We start from the raw sequence: 21381 nt of genomic DNA, 5'->3' as shown, positions 1-21381 counted from the left end.
CGCAAATAAATCCAACTAAAATGAAATAAAGCTTTGACGTCAGCGCCAGCTGGTGTATTCTGAACGGGCTTAAGAGTAAAACAAGAATTTATGCACCATTTCGACGTCCTGCCTAGTAGTAAGTACCTCGTTCTGTTTTCATAAGTACCAAAATTACCTAAGCACTATCCGAACCTGGACAGCATACGCCCAAGGGTTCATATAACATACTCAGATCGAGATTAATATTATGTCTACAACTACTGGCACAGTAAAATGGTTCAACGAAACTAAAGGTTTCGGTTTCATCGAACAGGAAAATGGCCCGGACGTTTTCGCTCACTTCAGCGCTATCTCCGGTTCAGGCTTCAAGACCCTGGCTGAAGGCCAGAAGGTCGAGTTCACAGTTACTCAGGGCCAGAAAGGTCCTCAGGCTGAGAACATCGTCGCTCTCTAAACCTTGCGTTTAGTAAGCTGACAAAAAGAACGAGCCCATGTGGCTCGTTTTTTTATGCCCTAAATTCACACCCGACCTTCTGGATCACCATCCTATCAACCCTGCTCCCCAGAGCCCCCTCTACAAAAACAACACGCTTACCCGCATGAAGAAAGAAAAGGCCCTGACGAAGACGGCAGAGCCCTACAAACATAAAATCGCTATCAGGCCGCCGAAGCTGTATTCAGCAACCGTACTTCACGCTGCGGGAACGGAATCTCAATCCCTTCTTGTTTCAACGCGTTAAACAGCACCAGGTTGATGCGGTACAGTAGATCATAGTACTGCTCGGTCGGTATCCAGACCCGCACACCCAAAGTGATACCACTTTCACCAAACGCCTCAATGCCAACCTGCGGCGCAGGATCCAGACAGATCTCATCCCCAAAAGTAGCCAGCGCCGACTTCAGCAAAGTGCTCGCCCGCTCAGGATCAGCACTGTAGGCAATATCGATCGATACTTCGGCCAATGTATTGGCGTGGGAATTGTGAATGATCTCACCGACAACGTACTTGTTGGGTATGAGGATTTCGACCCCATCCTCATTGGTCAGCAGCGTGTGCGACAGATGCACCTCTTTCACCAGCCCGGTCACGCCCTGCACAGTAATGGTATCCCCCACCACATACGGCCGCGTCAGCACGATGGTAAGCCCGGCACTGTAGTTGGACAACAATCCTTGAACCGCCAGCCCTGCCCCCAAACCGACAGCACCAATCATCGCCAACAGCGGCGTTACGCTGACACCCAATTTGCCCAGCGCCACCACCGCTACCATGGCGATCACCAGAATCTTGACGCAGCTGGCGATGAAACGACTTAACGTGATATCCAGATTGTGTCGTTGCATCAACGCCAGCGACCAGCTGGACACCTTGCTGGCGACCCAGAGCCCCAGCAACAGAATGATAATCGCACCGAGTATCTGGAAGCTGTAATTGACGAAGAACTCTACCACCAGAGTGTAGATCTCCTGAAACTGCATCAACTCCTGCTTTACCGTCTCATCCATACCTTGACTCCATTTTCCAACATATTGCGATTATCATGTATTTTCATCTACCGGACCAACCCAACATAGGGGGTTATAAGCAACCTCCCATAGGTGGCCATCCAGGTCTTTGAAATAACCACTGTAGCCACCCCAGAATACTTTTTGGGGCTTTTTCACAACCTCCGCACCCGCAGCCAACGCCTGGCTTATAACCAAATCCACCTCCGCTTCAGAAGGTACATTGTGCGCGAGAGAGAAACCGGAAAAGCCTTCACCATTCGCCGGCACTTGAGCATCTTCAGCCAGGTCGTCCCAGCCATACAACCCCAACCATGTACCATTTAACGTAAAAAAGGCGACGGAAGGCGGAGATTCCATACGTGGAAAACCAAGACCCTCTTCGTAGAATTTTATTGCTTTCTCGAGGTCATGCACGCCGAGCGTGATCATGCTAATTCTGGGTTTCATCGGAATTCACTCCTTCGGACACATAACACCGCGCAGGCCAACCGAGGCTTGGTGGATCTTGTGCGAGAACGATAACTCGAACAGTCACTGAGGCCCTGAGCCCTCACAGCAAGGCAAAGTCAGCTTATTATCAACATCAGCGAAAGCCAAACCGATATCGACGTCGGTGTCGACGGCGTTACGCCCAGGCCATCGGTGTGCTCGCCTAAACCGCTGCACCGTTCGATCAAAGCCTTGCTGCGTTCACTGCAAAAACCGATCGATACCATCACTCGCCAAGTTGATGAAGCGGTCATGCAGGTCAAACACTAGCGTACCAAAGTCGAGATTCTTACCAGCATCCTCGGTGTTGGAAAAGTGCTGGCGTACACCCTCATCGGTGAACTGCCAGAACTGGGCAAACTCAACCGTAAGGAAATTGCAGCTCTCGTCGGCGTCGCACCGATGAACCGTGACAGTGGCTCCTGGAACTGCAAACGACGCATCCGAGGAGGTCGTCACCGTATCCGCACGGTCATGTTCATGGCAATGCTGTCATCCATCCAGTGCAACCCCGTGTTCAAACGTTTTTACGAACACCTTAAAGCTCAGGGCAAACTGCCCAAGGTTGCCATCATTGCCTGCATGCGCAAGCTGATCGTGGTGCTCAACACCATGCTCAAGAACGAGACACGCTGGGGCGAAAATATGGCTTAAATATTTAACTGGACACCACAGTCACTTGTTAGCCTTAGTAGCCCTCGAACCACGGCACCTCCATTACTGGGTCTACCTCTTCATTTGCAGGCTCTAGTGAAACTAGATAGTGAGGTGTTTTTTGATTAAATACCTCATCTGATTCTGCTTGATCAGTGTGAAACAGCTGAGTCACAGTAACCTTATAGTTTCCTGGCTGTACCTCTACAACCTGCTTTATTTCATGCGCTTCAGGTAGCGTAACATCTTCAAATTGGGCGGCCATCGTTAGGCTTTCGTACGTTGTTAGAAGTACTTTACCATTGGTTTTAAAGCCAGATACAAATGATCGATAGCCAGCATCATTCGATGGACCAATAGCCAATTTTATAATCCAATTTCCGTAGCTACAGCCCCAAGAAATTAGAGACCCATTCTTGTTTTGATTGATGAAGTGTTTCTTTAAACCTTCAATCGCCCAATCTTCAGATACGAAACCAACGTATTTTTCAGGATCGAGTATTGCTAAACATCCATAGTCAGCTGGAACTGTAAATACGTGCTCTGTCATCGATTCCTCACGAGGCATAACGCCTTGAATAAACCGCTGATTTGGAGCGGCAGCGGAAAATCGGTCGGCTTGATTCACTGGTTATGCGCTTTCTGCACGGGTGACTGCCCGCAGCGGAACACGTAAGCTGGTTAGTCCGTCCCAGTTATCAACTTCAGGTGGATACGCCCGCGGGTCTTCAAGGCCTATTTGTTCCAGAGTGTACCCAGATTTCCCGTAGTTACACGCCCAGCATGCCGTGACAAGGTTTTCCGGGACTGTCCTACCGCCGAGGTTCCAGGGAACCACATGGTCGACATTGGCGCGAAAAGCGAGAACGACTCCATGACGTTGAGCATTAGTTCCTGTCACGCGAAAAACTTCAGAACCGACAGCTTCGCTGTAGGCGGCCAGCACATTCTTTGGTACCACCCTCAAGCCACAGTACCTACACCTATAGCCGTCACGTGAAAGAACTTCCTTAGCATGCCGGTCAGGTGAGCGAATCGGATCAAGAGGGACTTCAGGGGATTTAGGAACAGCAAGGTCAAAGTAGTTTGCTCTATACATGCCAGACAGCTGGCCGTGTTCGACATACCATTGTCTCAAGTCTGAATCCCGGACCTCACCAAGCAGACGAATGGACTCCGATACCTTGCCATTCGCGGCCTCAGATACCGCCGCTACAAATTTTATAAGCTCATCGTGGAACCAATCGGGTACAGGCAAAGGTGCGCGACGATTCCATAAGTTTGGGTCCGTGCCAAGTTCGACGCAGTTTTTTTGTTTCCTACACATAATATCCTCGGCTAACTTCCTAGTCAGGCGCATAACAAACAAAGGCAGCGAGCGCCGCTTTTTGGCGTCCGCTGCCTTTGTTTGTTATGCCTTCTCACCAACTGACTCTACTTGTGTATTAAGTATCTGGCGCATCATTATGAGTGAAAATTTCACTCCGTCTTTTTCTTCGATCATATCCTTAAGATATATCTTGTTGTCGTCATATTTTTTGGGAAAACGAATACTCATATAGGTCATCCGTTTTTTATCTGCTTCCCAGAAGCGATACTTCACTTCATCGTGGCCTGCATACTTCTTTAGGAAGCGGTCAATCGTCAGGCCTTCTCTCTGCCAATTTACTAGCTCCTTACTCACCCACACCTCATCCCATGTTTCAAATACGGGAAAATGAGCGAGTATGTTGCGCACGAACTTAAACAGAGGGCCTCCAATCTCAGATTCCATCGGAGGACGCTGTGTCTTTAGGGCTTCAAGTACATGCTTGAATGGCTCATAAGCTAAAAGCTCGGCATAAACCGCAAAGATGCTCGACACTTTGCCAAACCTATAGCAATCCTCTTTGGCCCAGAAATCATCCATCATGATCTCATCGAACAAGTCGTAAAACCGGTTGTACCCAAGACTGAGGAATAACTCTTCGGATTTATTAGGTCTCGCTTCCATTGCTCCATCTACCTAGATGCATAACGCCTTGCACACTGGACCACGTAGAGTGGTCCAAATTTATGGTAAGGTGAGCGCAGCGAGCCATAAATTTGAGCCGCGTAACGTGGGTCCACGTGCTGCAATTTGTTAGCCCTCTTCGGATAAAAATTCTTCCCAAAAATTTAATACTTCTTTTGCGAACGCAACTGCTTCTATTTCTTCACTTTCTATATCTTCATTATTTCCAATAACTTTTATCATTATTTTATCCAAATTCTCAGATGAGTATGATGTAGTATATTCAACTGATTGATGTCTATCTACTTTAAAGTGTTTAGCACAGTTAGCGATATGAGACAATATCGTCAATACATTATGTTTTTTCCTGATACTTCTATCATCTATCCAGTCAGGCATCTGCTCTGCAGTAACAAAGAAATCAAAAGCAACATAAACATCACCGGGACTATTTTCTAATCGATTAAAGTCATGTTTTAGCTTTTTTAACAAGTCCGATGGTGTTTGGAGTTTATTGGTCAATCCTTTCATAGTTATTCCTTAAAGCTAACGCCGTGGTTTGGGGCCGGAACGAAGCGCCAGCGTAGTGGAGGTCCCAGCCGCGACAGCGGCGAACAACACCATTTTGTTAGCTTCACTCTTTGTAGGTGTCGATATCGATGAAAGCACCGATTTCCCCAAAAAATTTTATTGTATCTACATCGAATCCTATTCCTGGTGTCGACACATTTTCTTTTATAGAGATAGATAAGACGACTTGTAGCTTTGAAAAAGCACTGAATCTTCTCATTGCTTCAATTATTAGGTCCTTCTTTGGCTGAAGTTTATTGACTATCTCTGAAAACAGTTCGTATACATCGGCAGAATCCCCAGCAGCATTACCAGTAGAGAGAGTCCAAGAACTAAATTTTGGAACACTATTGGGTACATTTTCACCTCTCCGTTTTGTAGAGGTAGGATCTATTCCTAGAATGCTCGTTATCTCCTTTGGGTCAAAATCGTCTCCATATAGACCAAAATAAACCCGGCATTCGTTGTCTTCCATGTAGTATCTCCGGAAAAGCTAACGCTTCGTTAAAGGGACGAAAAAGCGTAGCTTTTGAGGTCCCAGTGAGCAAAGCGAACGATTTTCAACGCTTTGTTATATTTTTTACCCAACACCTAACCCAGATAATACGGCTGCAATTAAGATTACGACTAGTAGTGCCATTGCATACATTGCAATGAATTGAAATGCGACAGCACTGATACCCAATGCTGCAGCACCACCGACAACACGTTTAGGCTCATGCCTGGCAAAGCCAACGATACTCAGGATGAATGCTAACCCACCTAACACAGCTGTTATGACCTCAGTTGCCCTATCTAAATCCCAGCTTGAGGTTTGGTACTCCTGGATCGGCTCCTCACCCTTCAATGCACTTAGAGCCGCACTACGAATAGATGCAGCCTTCTCTGCTACTACAGTTTCGATAGTTGGTTGTGGAGAAAAAGGACCTGCCCAGAAATGAGTAAGTGAGAGTAATAAAGCAATGCTACCCAAGAGGATACCGACTATTCCAAATATTGAGTTTTTTCGTTCCATGATAATCTCTCAAAAAATATAACAGTCTAGTTATGAGGTCTGCGACCTCATAATAATTATTTTGCTAATGATGAAAATTCTGGGTGAGTCACAATTTGGTTAATAAAATTTTCAACGGCTGGTTCATACGCTTGAGCAACTTGTTGACAAGCTTTGTCGGCAACAAAGTTTGTAGAGAAATTATACGTGCTCTGTACAGTGTACCCTTGTGATTTAGGCGATGAAATTGTTGCATTTATCATCCACTTCCCGGCACCGATATTGGAGTTAAAATCTAGTTTTTCTATAGCGCCAGAGATTTTAATATTAGAGCTCTCTTTGTACACACCGGCCATTTCTAAGTCGTTTTTAATTGCGTTTTCAATATAGTTCTCGAAGCTAACATTATTCTGGTTTTTCACCGGACCCGCTGCTCTGCAGGTTATTGAAGTGGTATCGCTATTCTTTGAAACAAACTCACCTACTGATAACTCTGTAATACCGGAGTTTCTTATTTTATCTACGTTATCTGGAGAGGCTCCATAGTTACTTGTCATATGTGTGCAGCCAACAGTGTAAAAAGCGACGCCTGCAATTGATAAGGTTTTTAAAATTTTCATGTGTTTTCCTTTTTGTTGAGTTTATAGAGTTAACGCCCAAAGCAGCGGTGCGCAGCATCCGCCTGCCTTTGCTTGTTAGCTGGTTACCTTGAGCCGCAGTAAAATCAATGAGAATACGAAAACCCACAAAGCTTGAGAGCCATAGTTAAGCCGTTGATATAAACCAAAACCCTCTCCTGATTCTACTGCTCCTGCCATAAGCGGTAATAACGCTACAGCAACAAGAGAGCACGCTAGTGAAAACCAGCCAAACCATTTCACTCCCAAACAACGATTAGATATAAATATCCATATCAAACTTGAAAATAAGAGGCTAAAAAACAGTATTAAGCCAGAAATATTATGTATATTTTGTTCTCTTGATGGTGACTCTAGAGAACAACCAACATCACACGAGAAAAAGCCTGCTGAAAAACTGCTTAACCCATGAATAATAATCAATACTCCAGAAATGCGAGCCAATTTTGAAGTGGTAAATGTTTTGACAATACCAATACCAAAAAGCATGAATAGCACGCTCAATGGATAATTATTAATAATCGGGGAAAGTATATGCGTTGGTGATCCTTTAGCACCAAGCTCACTCATAGCCTGATTGTAATGGCTATATTCTGGATAAAGGCTTCCCGCAATTACCACCCCAAGAAGTAACCAAATTGGGGCTAATAATCCTGAAAAATAGTACCAGCGATTTAAACTTCCATTCATTACTACGATTCCTTCGTGACAGCTAACGCCTGCCAGCAATGGCGAGTGAAACGAGTCCAGCCAGCTTGCTGGCGAATTGGCTGGCTTTGTTATGCACTTACAATATGCCTATCAAAGCTGAAGCACCTGCACCAATAAGGCTACCAACAGTGCTGTTTTGTAAAAACTCTTTCAGTTTTGATTTGGCCTCAGGATCATCACTTTTAGCGATCTTTTCCGCTAACTCCTGAATGGTGACATTAGTTGTCAATGTATTACTGTTACCAACTTGTACATTTTCGCCATTTATTGATCCAATATTGAAAGTTGAATCACCGTGTTTAGTAACATGAGGCTGTGCAGTTGTGTTTTCGACTTTAAGAGTCAGCATGTGAGGATGCGTAGTACCTACCCCTAAAGATCCGTCCTCTAGGAATGAAGCATCTATAACTTTGAGATGTATTTCACGCTTACCTGATTTCTGAGTAATAACATCGCCAATACCTACATCTGGTTCATCTGTGTATGGCACCAGAACTTGACCTTTGGACATGTTGCGTTTCCCTTTGTATTCCGTGCCTGCGATAGTCAATGTTTCTGGGTATGCGAGCTTGTCAAAATCCATCTTTCTCTCCTATGTGCTCCTAGCTGAGCATTAGTGCATAACAGTCTATTTATGAGGTCTGCGACCTCATAATAATTATTAGCGGGTATACCTTTTAATCCTGACAACCGCTTCATAATTCATTGAAATACAATAACTTCGTACTAAAGTACCCAGAAAAAAAGGTGCTTTTCTCGACATCACATCACCCAGCGGGTATAACGGTCTGCATACATTTCATGGATGAGGTGTGGTACATGTCGAGCTCTCCCTTTCTCAAATCCGTTGAGGACTTTATGCAGGTCCAACGCTACAGCCGGCGGACGATCAGCACATATCTTTACTGGATCAAGTATTTCATTCTGTATAGCGGCAAGCGCCACCCAAGTCAGCTGCATGATGAGGACATCATTCGGTTTCTGACTTTTCTTGCCACCGACCGCAACGTCGCGGCTGCTACCCAGGCACTTGCCTTGAATGCCATCGTTTTTCTTAAAACCAAATTCCTGGGACAAACGGTGGGCGACCTGTCCGGATTTCGCCCGTCCCGCAAACCACGCAAACTGCCCGTTGTACTGACAAGCAAGGAAGTGGCTGCTCTGCTTAGTCAACTGACGGGTGTCCACTATCTGATGACGGCCATGCTGTACGGTTCGGGGTTGCGACGCATTGAACTGGTACGCCTTAGAGTCAAGGATGTCGATTTCGACTACAGGCAAGTTCGGGTGATTAACGACAAGGGCTGGCAGCAGCCGCTGATGACAGCCACGGCTGTGCTGAGGTGCTGAGATATAAAGATGCTGCATACATCTGGATGGCATTCTTGCGTCCCTGCTGCCCGGCATGCGCCCGGATTCTGAATCAGCCCGCTAACTCCCTGCTGGCACTTTTTCTACTTTGCCCAAAATGTCTGTTTGAAGCAATATCATACTGCGTGAGTAGAGGGTATTGCCCGCACTTCCGGACAGGCAGCAACCGAATACCCCCCGCCTCCCCCGACCTGCTAAGCTTGTAAAAGTGCCTAATCCTTTAAGTAGGAGAACAGTAATGAGCTACCAACATGTTCTGGTCACCGTGGACCTGTCCGATGCCAGTAAAACACTTATCGATAAAGCCATCGAGCAAGCCAAACCGGCTAACAGCAAGCTTTCGATTGTGTATGTCGAAACGGATCGTCTGAGGGAGTATCCAAAAGAGGAGATACGCATACAGGCGCAACTGCAAAAGCTTGCTGATGGATGTGGTTACCCGGTCACGGAGACTTTGTCGGTTATAGGTGATTTACATATGAAGGTGGCCGGTTTGGTCGAAACCAGTGATGTTGATCTGGTTGTCTGTGGCCACCACCACAACCTGATTAGCCGCATATTCAGTTCAGTACCCAAACTCGTCAACAACGTAAAGACTGACTTGCTGATCGTCGATCTCGGCTCTTAACACACTCGATAAGTCCCCACGAGGACCGCTACAACCATAAAAAAACCCGCACACGGCGGGCTTTTAAAGACAACGACAGGATACGCTTACAACTGCGTATGCAACCCGCACTCACGGGTTTCGAGCGCCTTGGTCGGGTCGAAGTAGTCGTGTTCATTGGGCAGGTTGTGCTCAGCCAGATAGGCGTCCATGTCCGCTTCTGTCCAGTTGAACAGCGGGGCCACCTTAATGATGCCGTCCTTGCTTGCCGAGACGATATCCAGTGACTGGCGAAACTCGGTCTGATCCTTGCGGATGGCGTTGAGCCACAGATCCGGTTTCAGCTCCGCCAGTGCGCGCTGAAACGGTTCCAGCTTCACTTGACGGGTAAACTCGTCATGCTGAGCATCATCAACATCCGGGATACCGCCCATGAGCACGTTGCGACGTGCGGCGCTCATCTCGGGAATGTAGGTGACGATGTTCAGGCTCAAATCCTTGATCAACTGTTCCGCGAAACGGTACGTCGCCGAGGTGTTGTAGCCTGAATCCACCCACAGCACCTTGATGTCAGGCTTGGCCTGCACCGCCATGTGCAGGATCACCGACTCATAGGGGCGGAAGTTGGTGGTTACCAGTGGCTTGTCGCTATGGGCGATGGCCCAGGCGACGATCTCCTGCGGCGTTTTACCCGCCAGCTCAGCGTTGGCGGCAGCCAGATCGATGCTCATTCCTGTTCTCCTTATCAGCTTTGCGGGTACGCCGGGCGCGTTACGGATGCACCGCCCTGATACCGAACGCTCACTTCGTCGAATGCATTCAGCGTCTCTGATTCAAAGCGATCATCTGGAACCAGCATGGCATCGAAGCCGCAGCGTTCCAGGTGGGCCAGACGGTCACGGGTGACATCACCCACCGCGCGCAGCTGCCCGGCGTAACCGGCACGGCGCAGCAGGCGTGCGATGCTGAAACCACGACCATCGGTGAAAGCCGGAATATCGACGACAATCAGCTCAACCTGGCCATTCAGTGCCAGCACCTGATCCAGGTTATCGTCACCGTTGACCTGAACACCCACTTCACGGCCCTTCAAGGCGTCGTGGTGTTCCAGCCACTGCGCCAGCGGCAGGATAATGGCACCATCAGCAGGGATCGCCTGATCCTCTGCCACGGTGGTCCACTTGTCTTCAGCTACCAGAGTGCGATCAATGATCAGCGGCATACACAGCCTCCTTGAAGGGGTTCAGGCCGGCACGGCGGACCACGTCGAGGAAGCTTTCCGCTTCGGATTCGCGCAGGTCGATATACGCCAGCAAAATCTTTTCAATGGTGTTCGCGACTTCATCGGCAGCAATGGACTTGCCCAGCACCTTACCGAGAGAGGCATCGGCTTCAGAAGAGCCGCCCAGCGTAAACTGGTACCAGTCTTCGCCTTTCTTGTCGACGCCGAGGATGCCAATGTGGCCTACGTGGTGATGCGCACAGGCGTTGATGCAACCAGACATGTTCAGGCGCACGTCACCGATATCATGCAGATAATCGACATGCTCAAACTTTTCGTTGATCTGTTCGGCAATGTTCAGTGTTTTCGCATTGGCCAGGCTGCAGAAATCAAAACCGGGACAGACAATCATGTCGGTCAGGGTGCCGATGTTCGGGCGGGCCAGACTATTGCCGTCCAGAATCTTCCAGACTTCCAGCAAGTCGCTCTGCTTCACGTCAGCCAACACCAGGTTCTGGTGGTGCGTGGCGCGAATTTCACCAAAGGAGAAGCGATCAGCCAGATCAGCCACAGCTTCCATCTGGATATCGGTAATATCGCCCGGTGCCTGTAAATAAGGCTTCAACGACACCACGACAATCCGGTAACCCTCAACCTTATGCTCGACAGTGTTGCGCTCATACCAGATACGGAAGGTTTCGTTTTCCGCCAGCTGGGCATCCAGCGCACTGTCTGCAGCCGGTGCTTCATAAGCCGGCGGCGTGAACTGCGCTTTGACAGTATCGATCTCGCTCTGCGACAAACGCAGATCGGATTCGCGGATGTGCGCCCACTCGGCTTCCACCTGTTCGCGGAAGGTGTCGATGCCCATGGCGTTGACCAGAATCTTGATCCGCGCCTTGTACTTGTTGTCACGGCGGCCATTCAGGTTGTACACGCGCAGGATCGCTTCCAGATAGGACAGCAGGTCACGCCCTTCAAGGAAGGGACGAATCTGCTTGCCGATCACCGGCGTACGGCCCAAGCCGCCACCGACGAGAACTTCAAAGCCGACTTCGCCCTGCTCATTCTTGACCAGATGCAGGCCGATATCGTGTACCTGGGACGCGGCACGGTCTTCAGGACCACCGGTAACGGCGATCTTGAACTTGCGCGGCAGATAAGCAAATTCCGGGTGCAATGTAGACCACTGACGGATGATCTCGCACCAGGGGCGCGGATCTTCCAGTTCACTGGCGATCACACCGGCATACGGGTCGGTGGTGGTGTTACGGATACAGTTGCCCGATGTCTGAATGGCGTGCATCTGCACTTTCGCCAGCTCCGCCAGAATATCGGGCACAGACTCCAGCGTCGGCCAGTTGTACTGGATATTGGTACGCGTGGTGAAGTGGCCGTAGCCTCTGTCATAGGTACGGGCAATCTCGGCCATCTTGCGCAGCTGGGTCGAGGACATCAGGCCATAGGGAATGGCCACGCGCAGCATCGGCGCCTGACGCTGTATATACAGGCCGTTCATCAGGCGCAGGGCACGAAACTCCTCGTCCGGCAGCTCGCCTGCCAGGTAGCGACGGGTCTGGTCGCGGTACTGCTCCACCCGTTCGTCTACCAGCTTCTGATCCACTTCGGTGTACTGGTACATGTCAGTTCAACCTTTCTACTGAGCGTCATAAAAACAGGCCGCCATGTTACCCCGCCCCTTTTATAACGTAAAATACTAATTGATAATCTTGTTATTCTTTTTTGGAATTTGGCGGTATGGCTTGAGATTCGTAATCTTCGCCACCTTTTATTCTTTTAGGTTATATAAGAATTCATATATATTCCTTTTTAATTTATAAACTCTTCGACATAATGCCATCCAGTTATGAGCCCCACGTCCGGGCTTTGGGTACTAATTCAACTGAAAGAGTCACACGATGAATCTGTTGCCGGAACACCGCCTGACCCATCTTAAGCAGCTCGAAGCTGAAAGCATTCACATCATCCGCGAGGTGGCTGCCGAGTTCGACAACCCGGTCATGCTCTACTCCATCGGCAAGGACTCATCCGTGATGCTGCACCTTGCCCGCAAGGCATTTTATCCGGGTAAACCACCTTTCCCGCTGATGCACGTGGACACGACCTGGAAGTTCAAGGAAATGATCCAGTTCCGTGACCAGATGGCGCAGGAAGCCGGCATGGATCTGATCGTCCATATCAATCCGGAAGGCGTTGAGATGGGTATCAGCCCGTTCGAACACGGCTCGTCCAAGCATACCGACATCATGAAGACGCAGGGCCTGAAGCAGGCGTTGAACAAATACAAGTTCGACGCAGCCTTCGGCGGTGCGCGCCGTGATGAGGAAAAATCACGCGCCAAGGAACGTATTTTCTCTTTCCGCGACAAATATCACCGCTGGGACCCGAAAAACCAGCGTCCCGAGCTGTGGAACACATTCAACACCCGTGTCGAAAAGGGCGAAAGCATCCGCGTCTTCCCGCTGTCCAACTGGACCGAACTGGACATCTGGCAGTACATCCACCTGGAAAGCATTCCGCTGGTGCCGCTGTACTTCTCGGCTGTACGCCCGGTCGTCGAACGTGACGGCATGCTGATAATGGTCGATGACGAACGTCTGCCGCTGGCCGACGGTGAAGTGCCGATGATGAAGAACATCCGCTTCCGTACTCTGGGCTGCTACCCGCTGACCGGTGCCGTAGAGTCTGATGCCGATACGCTGCCGGAGATCATCCAGGAGATGCTGCTGGCCACCACGTCAGAGCGTCAGGGGCGCGCCATCGACCATGACGGTGCCGGCTCCATGGAACAGAAGAAGATCGAAGGCTACTTCTAACACATTGCAGGAACTGGCTTAGCGAGCGGAATAGCGCGACACCTTAATAATCGCCTGCGAGGCAGGCTCCTACGATAAACGTTACCGGTAGGAGCTTGCCTGCAAGCGAAGAACATACATCGCGACAGCCGCCTGCCGAGCAGGCTCCTACGACAAGGGCGACTTTAACCGCCCCAGTACAGCACACGGGAAGAGATAACCATGTCACACCAATCTGATTTGATCGCTACCGACATCGACACGTATCTGGAACAGCACGAAAACAAGGAACTGTTGCGCTTTCTGACCTGCGGTAGCGTCGACGACGGCAAATCCACTCTGATCGGCCGTCTGTTGCACGACTCCAAAATGATCTATGAAGATCAGCTGGCCGCGATCCAGTCCGACAGTAAAAAAGTGGGTACCACGGGCGAAGAGATCGACCTCGCCCTGCTGGTGGATGGCCTGCAGGCAGAGCGCGAACAGGGCATCACCATCGATGTCGCCTATCGCTACTTCTCGACCGCCAAGCGTAAGTTCATCATTGCCGACACACCGGGACACGAACAGTACACCCGTAACATGGCCACCGGGGCATCCACCTGTGATCTGGCGATCATTCTCATTGATGCCCGTCACGGCGTGCAGGTACAGACCCGTCGCCACAGTTTCATCGTTTCACTGCTGGGCATCAAACACACCGTCGTTGCCATTAACAAGATGGATCTGGTGGAGTTCAGCGAGGAGCGCTTTGAGCAGATCAAACAGGACTACCTCGAATTTGCCAAGGGTCTGGGCCTGAAAGACATCCACTTTGCGCCGATCTCTGCGCTCAAGGGTGACAACGTGGTCAACCCGTCGGAGCACATGCCCTGGTACACCGGCAGCTCGCTGATGCAGACACTGGAGAACGTGGAGATCGCAGGTGACGCCAACCTTGAAGAGCTGCGTTTCCCGGTACAGTACGTCAACCGCCCGAACCTGAATTTCCGTGGCTATTGCGGCACCCTGAGCGCCGGTATCGTGCGCCCGGGTGATGAAGTCACCGTGCTGCCTTCAGGCAAGTCCAGCAAGGTGAAATCCATTGTCACCTTCGACGGCGAGCTGCAGGAAGCCTTCGCGCCCATGTCCGTAACACTGACACTGGAAGACGAGATCGACATCTCCCGTGGCGACCTGATTGTACACAGCCAGCAGGTGCCGGAATCAACGCAGTCATTCACGGCGCATCTGGTCTGGATGTCAGAGCAGGAGCTGATACCGGGACGCGGCTATGAGATCAAACTGGCCAGCACCCGCACGGCGGGTCGCATCAATGCCATCCGTCACCGCATCGACGTGAACACACTGGAACAGTCTCCGGCAGCCACCCTGAGCCTGAACGAAATCGCCCAGGTTGAAGTGACGCTTGAACGCCCGGTCGTGGCCGATGACTATCGCCGCCACAAAGGCACCGGCTCATTCATCGTCGTTGACCGCCTGACCAATGCAACCGTAGCCGCCGGCATGATCCAGGCCGACACCGAGACCGACACCAGCATTGAACTGCAGGATCGCTCGGCGATCAGCACTGAGCTGCGCGCCCGTCGTTGCGGCCAGACCGCCGCTCTAATCCAGTTGACCGGCGGCGATGATGCCCTGCGCAGCTCACTGCTGTTCACACTGGAGCAACAGCTGTTCAACCGTGGTCGTCTGCCGCTGGCACTGACCGATCAGAGCGACGAACAGGTCGACGCCCTGAAAGCGGCAGGACTGCTGCTGCTAACCGATCACGACGGACTGCAAGCCGATCTGGTACTGACACTGGACGCGCTGCAGACTCAAACGCCAGCGGCGCAGGTAAATGCACTGCTGGAGCAGATCGCGCAAGCCGAGTTGATCTAACGGGGCACCGGGGCCGGTATAATATCGGCCTCTTGTTCAGCAATTGCCAGACATCAGCAAGCTGATCTATACCCTGAGGTTATAAATCCGGTAAAATTCAGCAGAATCTAATACACCTTGCGGGGTTTTCCTGCAGGGGTCGAGGCAATGACAGGGGCTATGACTGATTTTCTGCTCATCCTGATCAGCACCGTACTGGTGAACAACTTTGTCCTGGTACAGTTCTTGGGGCTCTGCCCCTTCATGGGCGTGTCCAACAAGCTGGAAACAGCCATGGGCATGTCACTGGCAACTACGTTTGTGCTGACACTCTCATCCGTCTGCAGTTATCTGGTGTATTCGACACTGCTGCAGCCGTTTGGACTGGAATACCTGCAGACGATCTCCTTCATTCTGGTGATCGCCGTTGTGGTGCAGTTCACCGAGATGGTGGTACATAAAACCAGCCCCCTGCTATACAAGCTGCTGGGCATCTTTCTGCCATTGATCACCACCAACTGTGCCGTGCTTGGCGTGGCCCTGCTCAACATTAAAAAGCAGAACGGCTTCCTTGAATCCATCGCCTACGGCTTTGGTGCCGCAGTAGGCTTCTCGCTGGCCCTGATCCTGTTTTCCGCCATCCGTGAACGGGTTGCGGTTGCCGATGTGCCCGTGCCCTTCCGCGGTGCCGCCATTGGTATGGTCACGGCCGGTTTGATGTCACTGGCGTTCATGGGGTTTGCCGGCCTCGTGCAGTTCTGAGGCGGAGTGTGCAATGACCACTGTTATTACAGCAATTCTGATCCTGTTTGGCCTGGCCGTGGTGTTTGGCATCATTCTGGGCTATGCCTCCATCCGTTTCCGGGTTGAGGGCAACCCCATCGTCGACCAGATCGACAGCATATTACCTCAGACCCAGTGCGGCCAGTGCGGCTACCCCGGCTGCCGCCCTTACGCCGAAGCAATTGCCAACGGCGATGCCATCAACAAGTGTCCGCCCGGCGGCCAAAGCACCATTGAAGCACTGGCCGACCTGCTCGACGTGGAAGCCATACCACTGGACGCTGAACACGGCGAAGAGCAGGTGCGCACGGTTGCCTTCATCCGTGAAGACGAATGCATCGGCTGCACCAAGTGCATTCAGGCCTGTCCGGTGGATGCAATCCTCGGTGCCGCCAAGCAGATGCACACCGTCATTACTGATGAGTGCACCGGCTGCGACCTGTGTGTGGAGCCCTGCCCGGTAGACTGTATCGACATGATCCCGATTGAAACCACCATCGCCAACTGGAAGTGGCCATCACCGACCGATACCACACGCCTGATTGCCACCGATCTGGGCCGCGGCCAGGAACAACAGCAGGAGGCGCACTGATGGGCAAGGTATTCGCATTCCACGGCGGTATTCACCCGCCGGAGAACAAGAAGCAGTCGACGCGTACACCGATCCGCGACATGCCGCTGCCGAAGGTGCTGTATATTCCGCTGCAGCAACATATCGGCATCGCTGCCAGCCCGGTGGTCAATATTGGCGACCGCGTCCTGAAAGGACAGATGATTGCCGAACCGGTTGGTCGTATCAGCGCTGCGCTGCACGCCCCGACCTCAGGCATCATTCGCTCCATCGGCCCGCATCCGGTGCCACATGCCTCAGGACTGGATTCCGACTGCATCTGCATCGAAACCGACGGCAAGGAAGAGTGGGTCGAGCATCACGGGCTTGAGGACTACACCCGCCTGGAGCCAGGCACACTGATTGAGCATATCCGCCAGTGTGGCGTTGCCGGTATGGGCGGCGCAGGCTTCCCCACCGACGTCAAACTGCACTTGGGCGACAACCACATCGTTAACACGCTGGTGATCAACGCGGCCGAATGCGAGCCCTACATCACCGCCGATGACATGATGATGCGCGAACGTGCCGACGAAATTCTGGGCGGCATCAAGGTGATCAGTCACCTGCTCAAGCCCAGCCATATCATGATCGGCATAGAGGATAACAAGCCCCAGGCCATTCATGCTCTGGAAGCGGCACTCAAAGGCTGCGAGCTGAACATTGATATCCGCGTGGTACCTACCAAGTACCCCTCCGGTGGCGAACGCCAGTTGATCAAACTGCTGACCGGTATCGAAGTCCCCAGCGGCCGGATTCCGGCGGATATCGGCATCGTCTGCCAGAATATCGGCACCACCGCTGCCATCTATCGCGCAGTGCATTTCGGCGAGCCGCTGATCTCCCGCGTCGTGACCGTGACCGGGGATGCCGTGGCCCAGCCACAGAACCTGAATGTGCTGATCGGCACCCCCTTTGCCGACCTGCTGGACGCCAGTGGCGTCTACGAAAACAAGCTCTATCGACTGGTCATGGGTGGCCCCATGATGGGCGTGACCGTTGAACACGACCAGATTCCGGTGATCAAAACCACCAACTGCATCATCGCCGCCTCAACCGACGAGATGCCCCCGGCACCACCGGAACAGCCCTGCATCCGCTGCGGCATGTGTGAGCAGGTCTGCCCGGCCGAACTCTTGCCGCAACAGCTGTACTGGTTCGCCAAGGGCCGCGAGTTCGACAAGGCCAAGAACCACAACTTGTTTGACTGCATTGAGTGCGGTGCCTGCGCTTATGTTTGCCCCAGCAGCATCCCGCTGGTGCAGTATTATCGCTTCGCCAAATCGGAAATTCGCACCGAAGAAACCGAGCAACGCAAAGCCGACCACGCCCGCGAGCGTTTTGAAGCCCGCCAGGCACGCCTGGAACGTGAGCAAGCTGAGAAAGAAGCGCGCCGCAAGGCCCGCGCCGAAGAAGCCGCTCGTGCCCAACAGGCACGCAAGACCGCAAGTGAAACACCTGTTGCCGAGACCGGCAGCGCGGCCGCAGTAACCGCTGCACCTGTCGATGTAAAAGCACTGAAAACCGCCGCAGCCGTGGCCCGCACCAAGCTGAAAAAAGCACGCACGGCACTGAAAAACGCGGAAGATAAGGGGCTTGATGGCATCGACACCCTGCGCATAACCGTAACCACGCTGGAACAGAAAGCGGATGCGGCTGATCAGGCGTACAAGGATGCGGAAGCAAGCACCGTACCGGAACAGGCCGCCGCACCGGCCGTAGATCTGAAAACGCTGAAGCAACAGGTTTCGATCATGCGCACCAAGATCAAGAAGGCCGAAACCGCGCTGGCCGAACTGGATGGCGAAGCACGTGCGCAGGCAGAGCAGGATTTGAGCACGTTGCGTCAGCGTCATGAAGAAGCCGATAAGGCGTTCAAGGCTGCCGAGCAGGCACAGATTGATGCCGCTGCCGCTCAGGGAGTCGATCTCAAGAAACTGAAGATCGATGCCGCCATGGCCCGCGCCGCCGTGACCAAGCTGGAGCGCAGCCTGGCCAAAACCGAAGAGGACGAAGCTCGGGCAGCACTGGAGGCCGAGCTGGCCATTGCCCGCGCCAAGGCCGATACCCTGAACAACACGCTGAAACAGCATGAGCCAGCCTGACGCCATGACTGTAACGGCCTACTCTTTATTAACGGGATCGAATCGATCATGTCTCTGATCCGGATGAGTTCACCTCACGTCTACAAGACCAACACGACCGCAAACGTAATGCGGCTGGTGCTGCTGGCGACCCTGCCCGGCATTATCGCCATGACCGTCTTCTTCGGCTGGGGCACGTTGATCCAGCTGGTGTGGGCCGGTGCCTTGGCCGTCGCCTTCGAAGCGATCATTCTCAAGATACGCCGCCGTCCGCTGGGCTTTTATCTGAGTGATGGCAGCGCGCTGGTCACGGCTCTGCTGTTGGCCGTCGCCATTCCGCCTTTTGCCCCCTGGTGGGTCACGGCCGTGGGCATCTTTGTCGCCATAGTGATCGCCAAGCATCTATACGGCGGCCTGGGGCAGAACCCGTTCAACCCGGCGATGGTCGCCTATGCCCTGCTGCTGATCTCTTTCCCGGTTGAGATGACTCGCTGGAGTGCCCCCTTCGTGCTCAACGGCGAAGGCTGGCCGGTAGCGTCGTTTTTCGACACGCTGGGTGCCATTTTTGGCTCTGTCGACAGCGTCTGGTATGACAGTTTTACCGGGGCGACCCCCTTGGACGAGCTGCGCCATCGCGGTGGCCTCACCAATGAAGAAGCCTGGCGGCAGTCGGTTGTATTGTCTGAAGGCATTGGTGCCTGGCACGCGGTCAGTGCTGCCTGGTTGATGGGCGGGATCTTCCTGCTTTACCGCAAGATCATCACCTGGCATGCGCCGATCTCCATGCTACTGGCACTGGCGATCTGTTCCGCCATGTTCTACGGCTACGATCCGGATAACTACGCTGGCCCGTTTTTCCACCTGAGTACCGGTGCGACCATGCTGGCAGCGTTCTTTATCATCACTGACCCGGTTTCCAGCGCCACCAGCAACCGGGGCCGCATCATTTTTGGTGCCGGCATCGGCGTGCTGATTTTCATCATCCGCACCTGGGGCAACTACCCCGATGGCGTCGCCTTTGCCGTGTTGTTGATGAATCTGGCTGCACCCTTTATCGACATCTATTCCCAGCCACGCAGTTATGGCCACAGCAAGGCCAATAAGGGACAGGGAGGCAAGGCATGAACGAGATCATCACGGCCATCCGCAACAATGCTGTCGCCATCGGTCTGTTTGCCATCGTGACCTCGGCGGTGATCGCCTTTACCCAACTGGCAACCCGTGAGCAGATCAGCCTCAACAAGGCCGAGTTCCAGGCACGCGCCCTGTTCGAGATCGTACCCGAGCAGGTCGATCCGCAGCTGGTTAATCATAAACTGCAGCTGCAGGCACCCGAGCTGGGCCTGGATGCACCGGCCGATATTTACCAGGCCATTCAGGACGGCCGCGTGGTAACGGTGCTGTTGCCCGTCATCGCACCCGATGGCTACAGCGGTGATATCGAGCTGCTGATCGGCATCCATGCCGACAGCACCCTCGCAGGCGTCCGCGTACTCAGCCACAAGGAAACACCTGGACTCGGCGACAAGATCGAGCTGAGCAAGTCCGACTGGATTCTGACCTTCGACAACGCCGAAATGGCGATGAGCGGCGACGACAGCTGGGCCGTCAAAAAGGATGGCGGGCGCTTTGACCAATTTACCGGCGCGACCATCACTCCCCGCGCCATCGTCGGTGCCACCGCCCGCGCGATCGAATTTTTCCGCGCCCACCGCGAGCGCCTGCTCACCCCCGTGACCACCCAGGCGCAGCCGCTTGCTGCAGGAGTGTCAGAATGAGTGTCGATTACCGCAAAATCACCCTGGACGGCCTTTGGCACAACAACCCGGCACTGGTCCAGCTGCTCGGCCTGTGCCCGTTGTTGGCCGTTACCGCCTCCGTGGTCAACGCCATGGGCCTTGGCCTTGCCAGCACCCTGGTACTGGTCAGCTCCAACTTGACCGTATCCCTGTTCCGCAAACTGGTACCGGAAACCGTACGCTTGCCGATCTTCGTCATGATCATCGCCTCATTCGTGACCGCGATTGAGCTGGTCATGCAGGCGCTGACCTACGAGCTCTATCTGATCCTCGGCATCTTCATCCCGCTGATCGTGACCAACTGTGCCATCATGGGCCGCGCCGATGCATTTGCCGTCAAAAACCCCGTTCGTGCCTCCGTACTCGATGGCTTAATGATGGGTATCGGCTTCACGGTCGTACTGGTCCTGCTCGGCGGTATGCGTGAACTGCTTGGTACCGGTGCCCTGTTCAGCAATATGCACCTGCTGTTTGGCGAAGCTGCCCGTAACTGGGAACTGACCGTATTGACCGATTACCCAGGCTTCCTGTTTGCCATTCTGCCGCCCGGTGCATTCGTAGGTCTGGGGCTGCTGATCGCATTGAAAAACGTGATTGATGCTCGTGCCGAAAAACGTCGACGCATGCTACAAAAGCCGACAGAACTGACCGGCAGCAAGCGCGTACGCATTACTGGCTGATATAAC

Annotated in this window: 26 protein-coding genes; 12 read left to right on the top strand and 14 right to left on the bottom strand. The window is 52.6% G+C overall.

Annotation, left to right across the window (positions count from 1 at the left end; all coding sequences use genetic code 11):
* Positions 1–229 precede the first annotated feature (229 nt).
* A complete protein-coding gene (cspE, locus tag CLV44_RS00930) occupies positions 230–436 on the top strand; it encodes a transcription antiterminator/RNA stability regulator CspE (RefSeq protein ID WP_106590223.1) in 207 nt (68 codons plus the stop codon).
* A gap of 203 nt (positions 437–639) precedes the next feature.
* Here cspE and CLV44_RS00925 read toward each other — a convergent pair whose 3' ends face one another.
* Together CLV44_RS00925 and CLV44_RS00920 are read right to left on the bottom strand one after the other, a co-directional pair.
* The gene (locus tag CLV44_RS00925; protein WP_106590222.1) at positions 640–1488 is read right to left on the bottom strand and encodes a mechanosensitive ion channel family protein; all 849 of its coding nucleotides are present in this window, start codon (positions 1486–1488) and stop codon (positions 640–642) included.
* Between the two features lie 33 nt (positions 1489–1521).
* The gene (locus tag CLV44_RS00920) at positions 1522–1938 is read right to left on the bottom strand and encodes a VOC family protein (RefSeq protein WP_106590221.1); all 417 of its coding nucleotides are present in this window, start codon (positions 1936–1938) and stop codon (positions 1522–1524) included.
* Between the two features lie 327 nt (positions 1939–2265).
* Between CLV44_RS00920 and CLV44_RS00915 the strand changes: the two genes are divergently transcribed.
* Positions 2266–2634, top strand: coding sequence for a transposase (locus tag CLV44_RS00915; RefSeq protein WP_425436387.1), 369 nt, complete (start codon positions 2266–2268; stop codon positions 2632–2634).
* Between the two features lie 34 nt (positions 2635–2668).
* On the opposite strand, the gene CLV44_RS00910 is transcribed toward CLV44_RS00915, so the two are convergent.
* The 9 genes from CLV44_RS00910 to CLV44_RS00870 all read right to left on the bottom strand — a co-directional run bounded on the left by CLV44_RS00910 (position 2669) and on the right by CLV44_RS00870 (position 8123).
* Complete coding sequence (locus CLV44_RS00910) at positions 2669–3262, bottom strand: hypothetical protein (RefSeq protein ID WP_146139967.1); 594 nt, start codon at positions 3260–3262, stop codon at positions 2669–2671.
* A 3-nt stretch (positions 3263–3265) separates the two neighbouring features.
* Positions 3266–3733 carry an HNH endonuclease gene (locus tag CLV44_RS17680; protein ID WP_106590308.1) on the bottom strand — a complete coding sequence of 156 codons (468 nt, stop codon included), beginning with the start codon at positions 3731–3733 and terminating at the stop codon, positions 3266–3268.
* Between the two features lie 312 nt (positions 3734–4045).
* Positions 4046–4627: a hypothetical protein gene (locus CLV44_RS00900; RefSeq protein WP_106590219.1), complete on the bottom strand. Its 582-nt coding sequence runs from the start codon at positions 4625–4627 to the stop codon at positions 4046–4048.
* Between the two features lie 129 nt (positions 4628–4756).
* Positions 4757–5158 carry a hypothetical protein gene (locus CLV44_RS00895; RefSeq protein ID WP_106590218.1) on the bottom strand — a complete coding sequence of 134 codons (402 nt, stop codon included), beginning with the start codon at positions 5156–5158 and terminating at the stop codon, positions 4757–4759.
* 103 nt (positions 5159–5261) lie between these two features.
* Positions 5262–5672, bottom strand: coding sequence for a DUF4279 domain-containing protein (locus tag CLV44_RS00890; RefSeq protein ID WP_106590217.1), 411 nt, complete (start codon positions 5670–5672; stop codon positions 5262–5264).
* A gap of 105 nt (positions 5673–5777) precedes the next feature.
* Positions 5778–6212 (bottom strand): hypothetical protein, encoded by a 435-nt coding sequence (locus tag CLV44_RS00885; RefSeq protein ID WP_010323070.1) that lies wholly within the window; start codon positions 6210–6212, stop codon positions 5778–5780.
* Between the two features lie 56 nt (positions 6213–6268).
* Complete coding sequence (locus tag CLV44_RS00880; RefSeq protein WP_106590216.1) at positions 6269–6811, bottom strand: hypothetical protein; 543 nt, start codon at positions 6809–6811, stop codon at positions 6269–6271.
* A 75-nt stretch (positions 6812–6886) separates the two neighbouring features.
* The gene (locus CLV44_RS00875; RefSeq protein WP_106590215.1) at positions 6887–7519 is read right to left on the bottom strand and encodes a DUF998 domain-containing protein; all 633 of its coding nucleotides are present in this window, start codon (positions 7517–7519) and stop codon (positions 6887–6889) included.
* 97 nt (positions 7520–7616) lie between these two features.
* The gene (locus CLV44_RS00870; RefSeq protein WP_106590214.1) at positions 7617–8123 is read right to left on the bottom strand and encodes a hypothetical protein; all 507 of its coding nucleotides are present in this window, start codon (positions 8121–8123) and stop codon (positions 7617–7619) included.
* A gap of 236 nt (positions 8124–8359) precedes the next feature.
* On the opposite strand from CLV44_RS00870, the gene CLV44_RS00865 reads away from it, so the two are divergent.
* Both CLV44_RS00865 and CLV44_RS00860 read left to right on the top strand, forming a co-directional pair.
* Positions 8360–8890 carry a phage integrase N-terminal SAM-like domain-containing protein gene (locus tag CLV44_RS00865; protein WP_106590307.1) on the top strand — a complete coding sequence of 177 codons (531 nt, stop codon included), beginning with the start codon at positions 8360–8362 and terminating at the stop codon, positions 8888–8890.
* Positions 8891–9149: 259 nt separating this feature from the next.
* Positions 9150–9539, top strand: a complete 390-nt coding sequence (locus CLV44_RS00860) for a universal stress protein (RefSeq protein ID WP_106590213.1) — start codon at positions 9150–9152, stop codon at positions 9537–9539.
* A gap of 86 nt (positions 9540–9625) precedes the next feature.
* On the opposite strand, the gene CLV44_RS00855 is transcribed toward CLV44_RS00860, so the two are convergent.
* From CLV44_RS00855 to CLV44_RS00845, 3 genes are read right to left on the bottom strand one after another with little or no spacing between them, the layout of a single operon-like run.
* Positions 9626–10249 (bottom strand): phosphoadenosine phosphosulfate reductase domain-containing protein, encoded by a 624-nt coding sequence (locus CLV44_RS00855; RefSeq protein WP_106590212.1) that lies wholly within the window; start codon positions 10247–10249, stop codon positions 9626–9628.
* Positions 10250–10263: 14 nt separating this feature from the next.
* Complete coding sequence (locus CLV44_RS00850) at positions 10264–10740, bottom strand: DUF934 domain-containing protein (protein ID WP_106590211.1); 477 nt, start codon at positions 10738–10740, stop codon at positions 10264–10266.
* Positions 10724–12382 carry a nitrite/sulfite reductase gene (locus CLV44_RS00845; RefSeq protein WP_106590210.1) on the bottom strand — a complete coding sequence of 553 codons (1659 nt, stop codon included), beginning with the start codon at positions 12380–12382 and terminating at the stop codon, positions 10724–10726. Before CLV44_RS00845 ends, CLV44_RS00850 begins: the two co-directional genes overlap by 17 nt.
* A 277-nt stretch (positions 12383–12659) precedes the next feature.
* Here CLV44_RS00845 and cysD point away from each other — a divergent pair, with 277 nt between their 5' ends.
* The 8 genes from cysD (at position 12660) to CLV44_RS00805 (ending at position 21375) form a co-directional block, all read left to right on the top strand.
* A complete protein-coding gene (gene cysD / locus CLV44_RS00840; RefSeq protein WP_106590209.1) occupies positions 12660–13577 on the top strand; it encodes a sulfate adenylyltransferase subunit CysD in 918 nt (305 codons plus the stop codon).
* Positions 13578–13778: 201 nt separating this feature from the next.
* Positions 13779–15440 carry a sulfate adenylyltransferase subunit CysN gene (gene cysN / locus CLV44_RS00835; protein WP_106590208.1) on the top strand — a complete coding sequence of 554 codons (1662 nt, stop codon included), beginning with the start codon at positions 13779–13781 and terminating at the stop codon, positions 15438–15440.
* 159 nt (positions 15441–15599) lie between these two features.
* Positions 15600–16181, top strand: coding sequence for an electron transport complex subunit RsxA (rsxA, locus tag CLV44_RS00830; RefSeq protein WP_106590207.1), 582 nt, complete (start codon positions 15600–15602; stop codon positions 16179–16181).
* 13 nt (positions 16182–16194) lie between these two features.
* Positions 16195–16794, top strand: a complete 600-nt coding sequence (rsxB, locus tag CLV44_RS00825) for an electron transport complex subunit RsxB (protein ID WP_106590206.1) — start codon at positions 16195–16197, stop codon at positions 16792–16794.
* Positions 16794–18917, top strand: coding sequence for an electron transport complex subunit RsxC (gene rsxC / locus CLV44_RS00820; RefSeq protein WP_106590205.1), 2124 nt, complete (start codon positions 16794–16796; stop codon positions 18915–18917). Before rsxB ends, rsxC begins: the two co-directional genes overlap by 1 nt.
* 48 nt (positions 18918–18965) lie before the next feature.
* Positions 18966–20021, top strand: coding sequence for an electron transport complex subunit RsxD (gene rsxD / locus CLV44_RS00815; protein ID WP_106590204.1), 1056 nt, complete (start codon positions 18966–18968; stop codon positions 20019–20021).
* Positions 20018–20674, top strand: coding sequence for an electron transport complex subunit RsxG (gene rsxG / locus CLV44_RS00810; RefSeq protein WP_106590203.1), 657 nt, complete (start codon positions 20018–20020; stop codon positions 20672–20674). Before rsxD ends, rsxG begins: the two co-directional genes overlap by 4 nt.
* Positions 20671–21375 (top strand): electron transport complex subunit E, encoded by a 705-nt coding sequence (locus tag CLV44_RS00805; RefSeq protein WP_106590202.1) that lies wholly within the window; start codon positions 20671–20673, stop codon positions 21373–21375. Before rsxG ends, CLV44_RS00805 begins: the two co-directional genes overlap by 4 nt.
* Positions 21376–21381 lie beyond the last annotated feature (6 nt).

This window comes from Marinobacterium halophilum (assembly GCF_003014615.1).
Lineage (GTDB): Bacteria > Pseudomonadota > Gammaproteobacteria > Pseudomonadales > Balneatricaceae > Marinobacterium > Marinobacterium halophilum.
Note: the sequence above shows the minus strand (reverse complement) of the source record. Positions and strands in the feature narration are given on the sequence as shown.

What these genes read in the sequence shown, in the direction of transcription:
- cspE (WP_106590223.1), top strand. Translation starts at nt 230, where the DNA reads ATGTCTACAACTACTGGCACAGTAAAATGGTTCAACGAAACTAAAGGT.
- CLV44_RS00925 (WP_106590222.1), bottom strand. Translation starts at nt 1,488, where the DNA reads ATGGATGAGACGGTAAAGCAGGAGTTGATGCAGTTTCAGGAGATCTAC.
- CLV44_RS00920 (WP_106590221.1), bottom strand. Translation starts at nt 1,938, where the DNA reads ATGAAACCCAGAATTAGCATGATCACGCTCGGCGTGCATGACCTCGAG.
- CLV44_RS17680 (WP_106590308.1), bottom strand. Translation starts at nt 3,733, where the DNA reads ATGTATAGAGCAAACTACTTTGACCTTGCTGTTCCTAAATCCCCTGAA.
- CLV44_RS00900 (WP_106590219.1), bottom strand. Translation starts at nt 4,627, where the DNA reads ATGGAAGCGAGACCTAATAAATCCGAAGAGTTATTCCTCAGTCTTGGG.
- CLV44_RS00895 (WP_106590218.1), bottom strand. Translation starts at nt 5,158, where the DNA reads ATGAAAGGATTGACCAATAAACTCCAAACACCATCGGACTTGTTAAAA.
- CLV44_RS00890 (WP_106590217.1), bottom strand. Translation starts at nt 5,672, where the DNA reads ATGGAAGACAACGAATGCCGGGTTTATTTTGGTCTATATGGAGACGAT.
- CLV44_RS00885 (WP_010323070.1), bottom strand. Translation starts at nt 6,212, where the DNA reads ATGGAACGAAAAAACTCAATATTTGGAATAGTCGGTATCCTCTTGGGT.
- CLV44_RS00880 (WP_106590216.1), bottom strand. Translation starts at nt 6,811, where the DNA reads ATGAAAATTTTAAAAACCTTATCAATTGCAGGCGTCGCTTTTTACACT.
- CLV44_RS00875 (WP_106590215.1), bottom strand. Translation starts at nt 7,519, where the DNA reads ATGAATGGAAGTTTAAATCGCTGGTACTATTTTTCAGGATTATTAGCC.
- CLV44_RS00870 (WP_106590214.1), bottom strand. Translation starts at nt 8,123, where the DNA reads ATGGATTTTGACAAGCTCGCATACCCAGAAACATTGACTATCGCAGGC.
- CLV44_RS00865 (WP_106590307.1), top strand. Translation starts at nt 8,360, where the DNA reads ATGTCGAGCTCTCCCTTTCTCAAATCCGTTGAGGACTTTATGCAGGTC.
- CLV44_RS00860 (WP_106590213.1), top strand. Translation starts at nt 9,150, where the DNA reads ATGAGCTACCAACATGTTCTGGTCACCGTGGACCTGTCCGATGCCAGT.
- CLV44_RS00855 (WP_106590212.1), bottom strand. Translation starts at nt 10,249, where the DNA reads ATGAGCATCGATCTGGCTGCCGCCAACGCTGAGCTGGCGGGTAAAACG.
- CLV44_RS00850 (WP_106590211.1), bottom strand. Translation starts at nt 10,740, where the DNA reads ATGCCGCTGATCATTGATCGCACTCTGGTAGCTGAAGACAAGTGGACC.
- CLV44_RS00845 (WP_106590210.1), bottom strand. Translation starts at nt 12,382, where the DNA reads ATGTACCAGTACACCGAAGTGGATCAGAAGCTGGTAGACGAACGGGTG.
- cysD (WP_106590209.1), top strand. Translation starts at nt 12,660, where the DNA reads ATGAATCTGTTGCCGGAACACCGCCTGACCCATCTTAAGCAGCTCGAA.
- cysN (WP_106590208.1), top strand. Translation starts at nt 13,779, where the DNA reads ATGTCACACCAATCTGATTTGATCGCTACCGACATCGACACGTATCTG.
- rsxA (WP_106590207.1), top strand. Translation starts at nt 15,600, where the DNA reads ATGACTGATTTTCTGCTCATCCTGATCAGCACCGTACTGGTGAACAAC.
- rsxB (WP_106590206.1), top strand. Translation starts at nt 16,195, where the DNA reads ATGACCACTGTTATTACAGCAATTCTGATCCTGTTTGGCCTGGCCGTG.
- rsxC (WP_106590205.1), top strand. Translation starts at nt 16,794, where the DNA reads ATGGGCAAGGTATTCGCATTCCACGGCGGTATTCACCCGCCGGAGAAC.
- rsxD (WP_106590204.1), top strand. Translation starts at nt 18,966, where the DNA reads ATGTCTCTGATCCGGATGAGTTCACCTCACGTCTACAAGACCAACACG.
- rsxG (WP_106590203.1), top strand. Translation starts at nt 20,018, where the DNA reads ATGAACGAGATCATCACGGCCATCCGCAACAATGCTGTCGCCATCGGT.
- CLV44_RS00805 (WP_106590202.1), top strand. Translation starts at nt 20,671, where the DNA reads ATGAGTGTCGATTACCGCAAAATCACCCTGGACGGCCTTTGGCACAAC.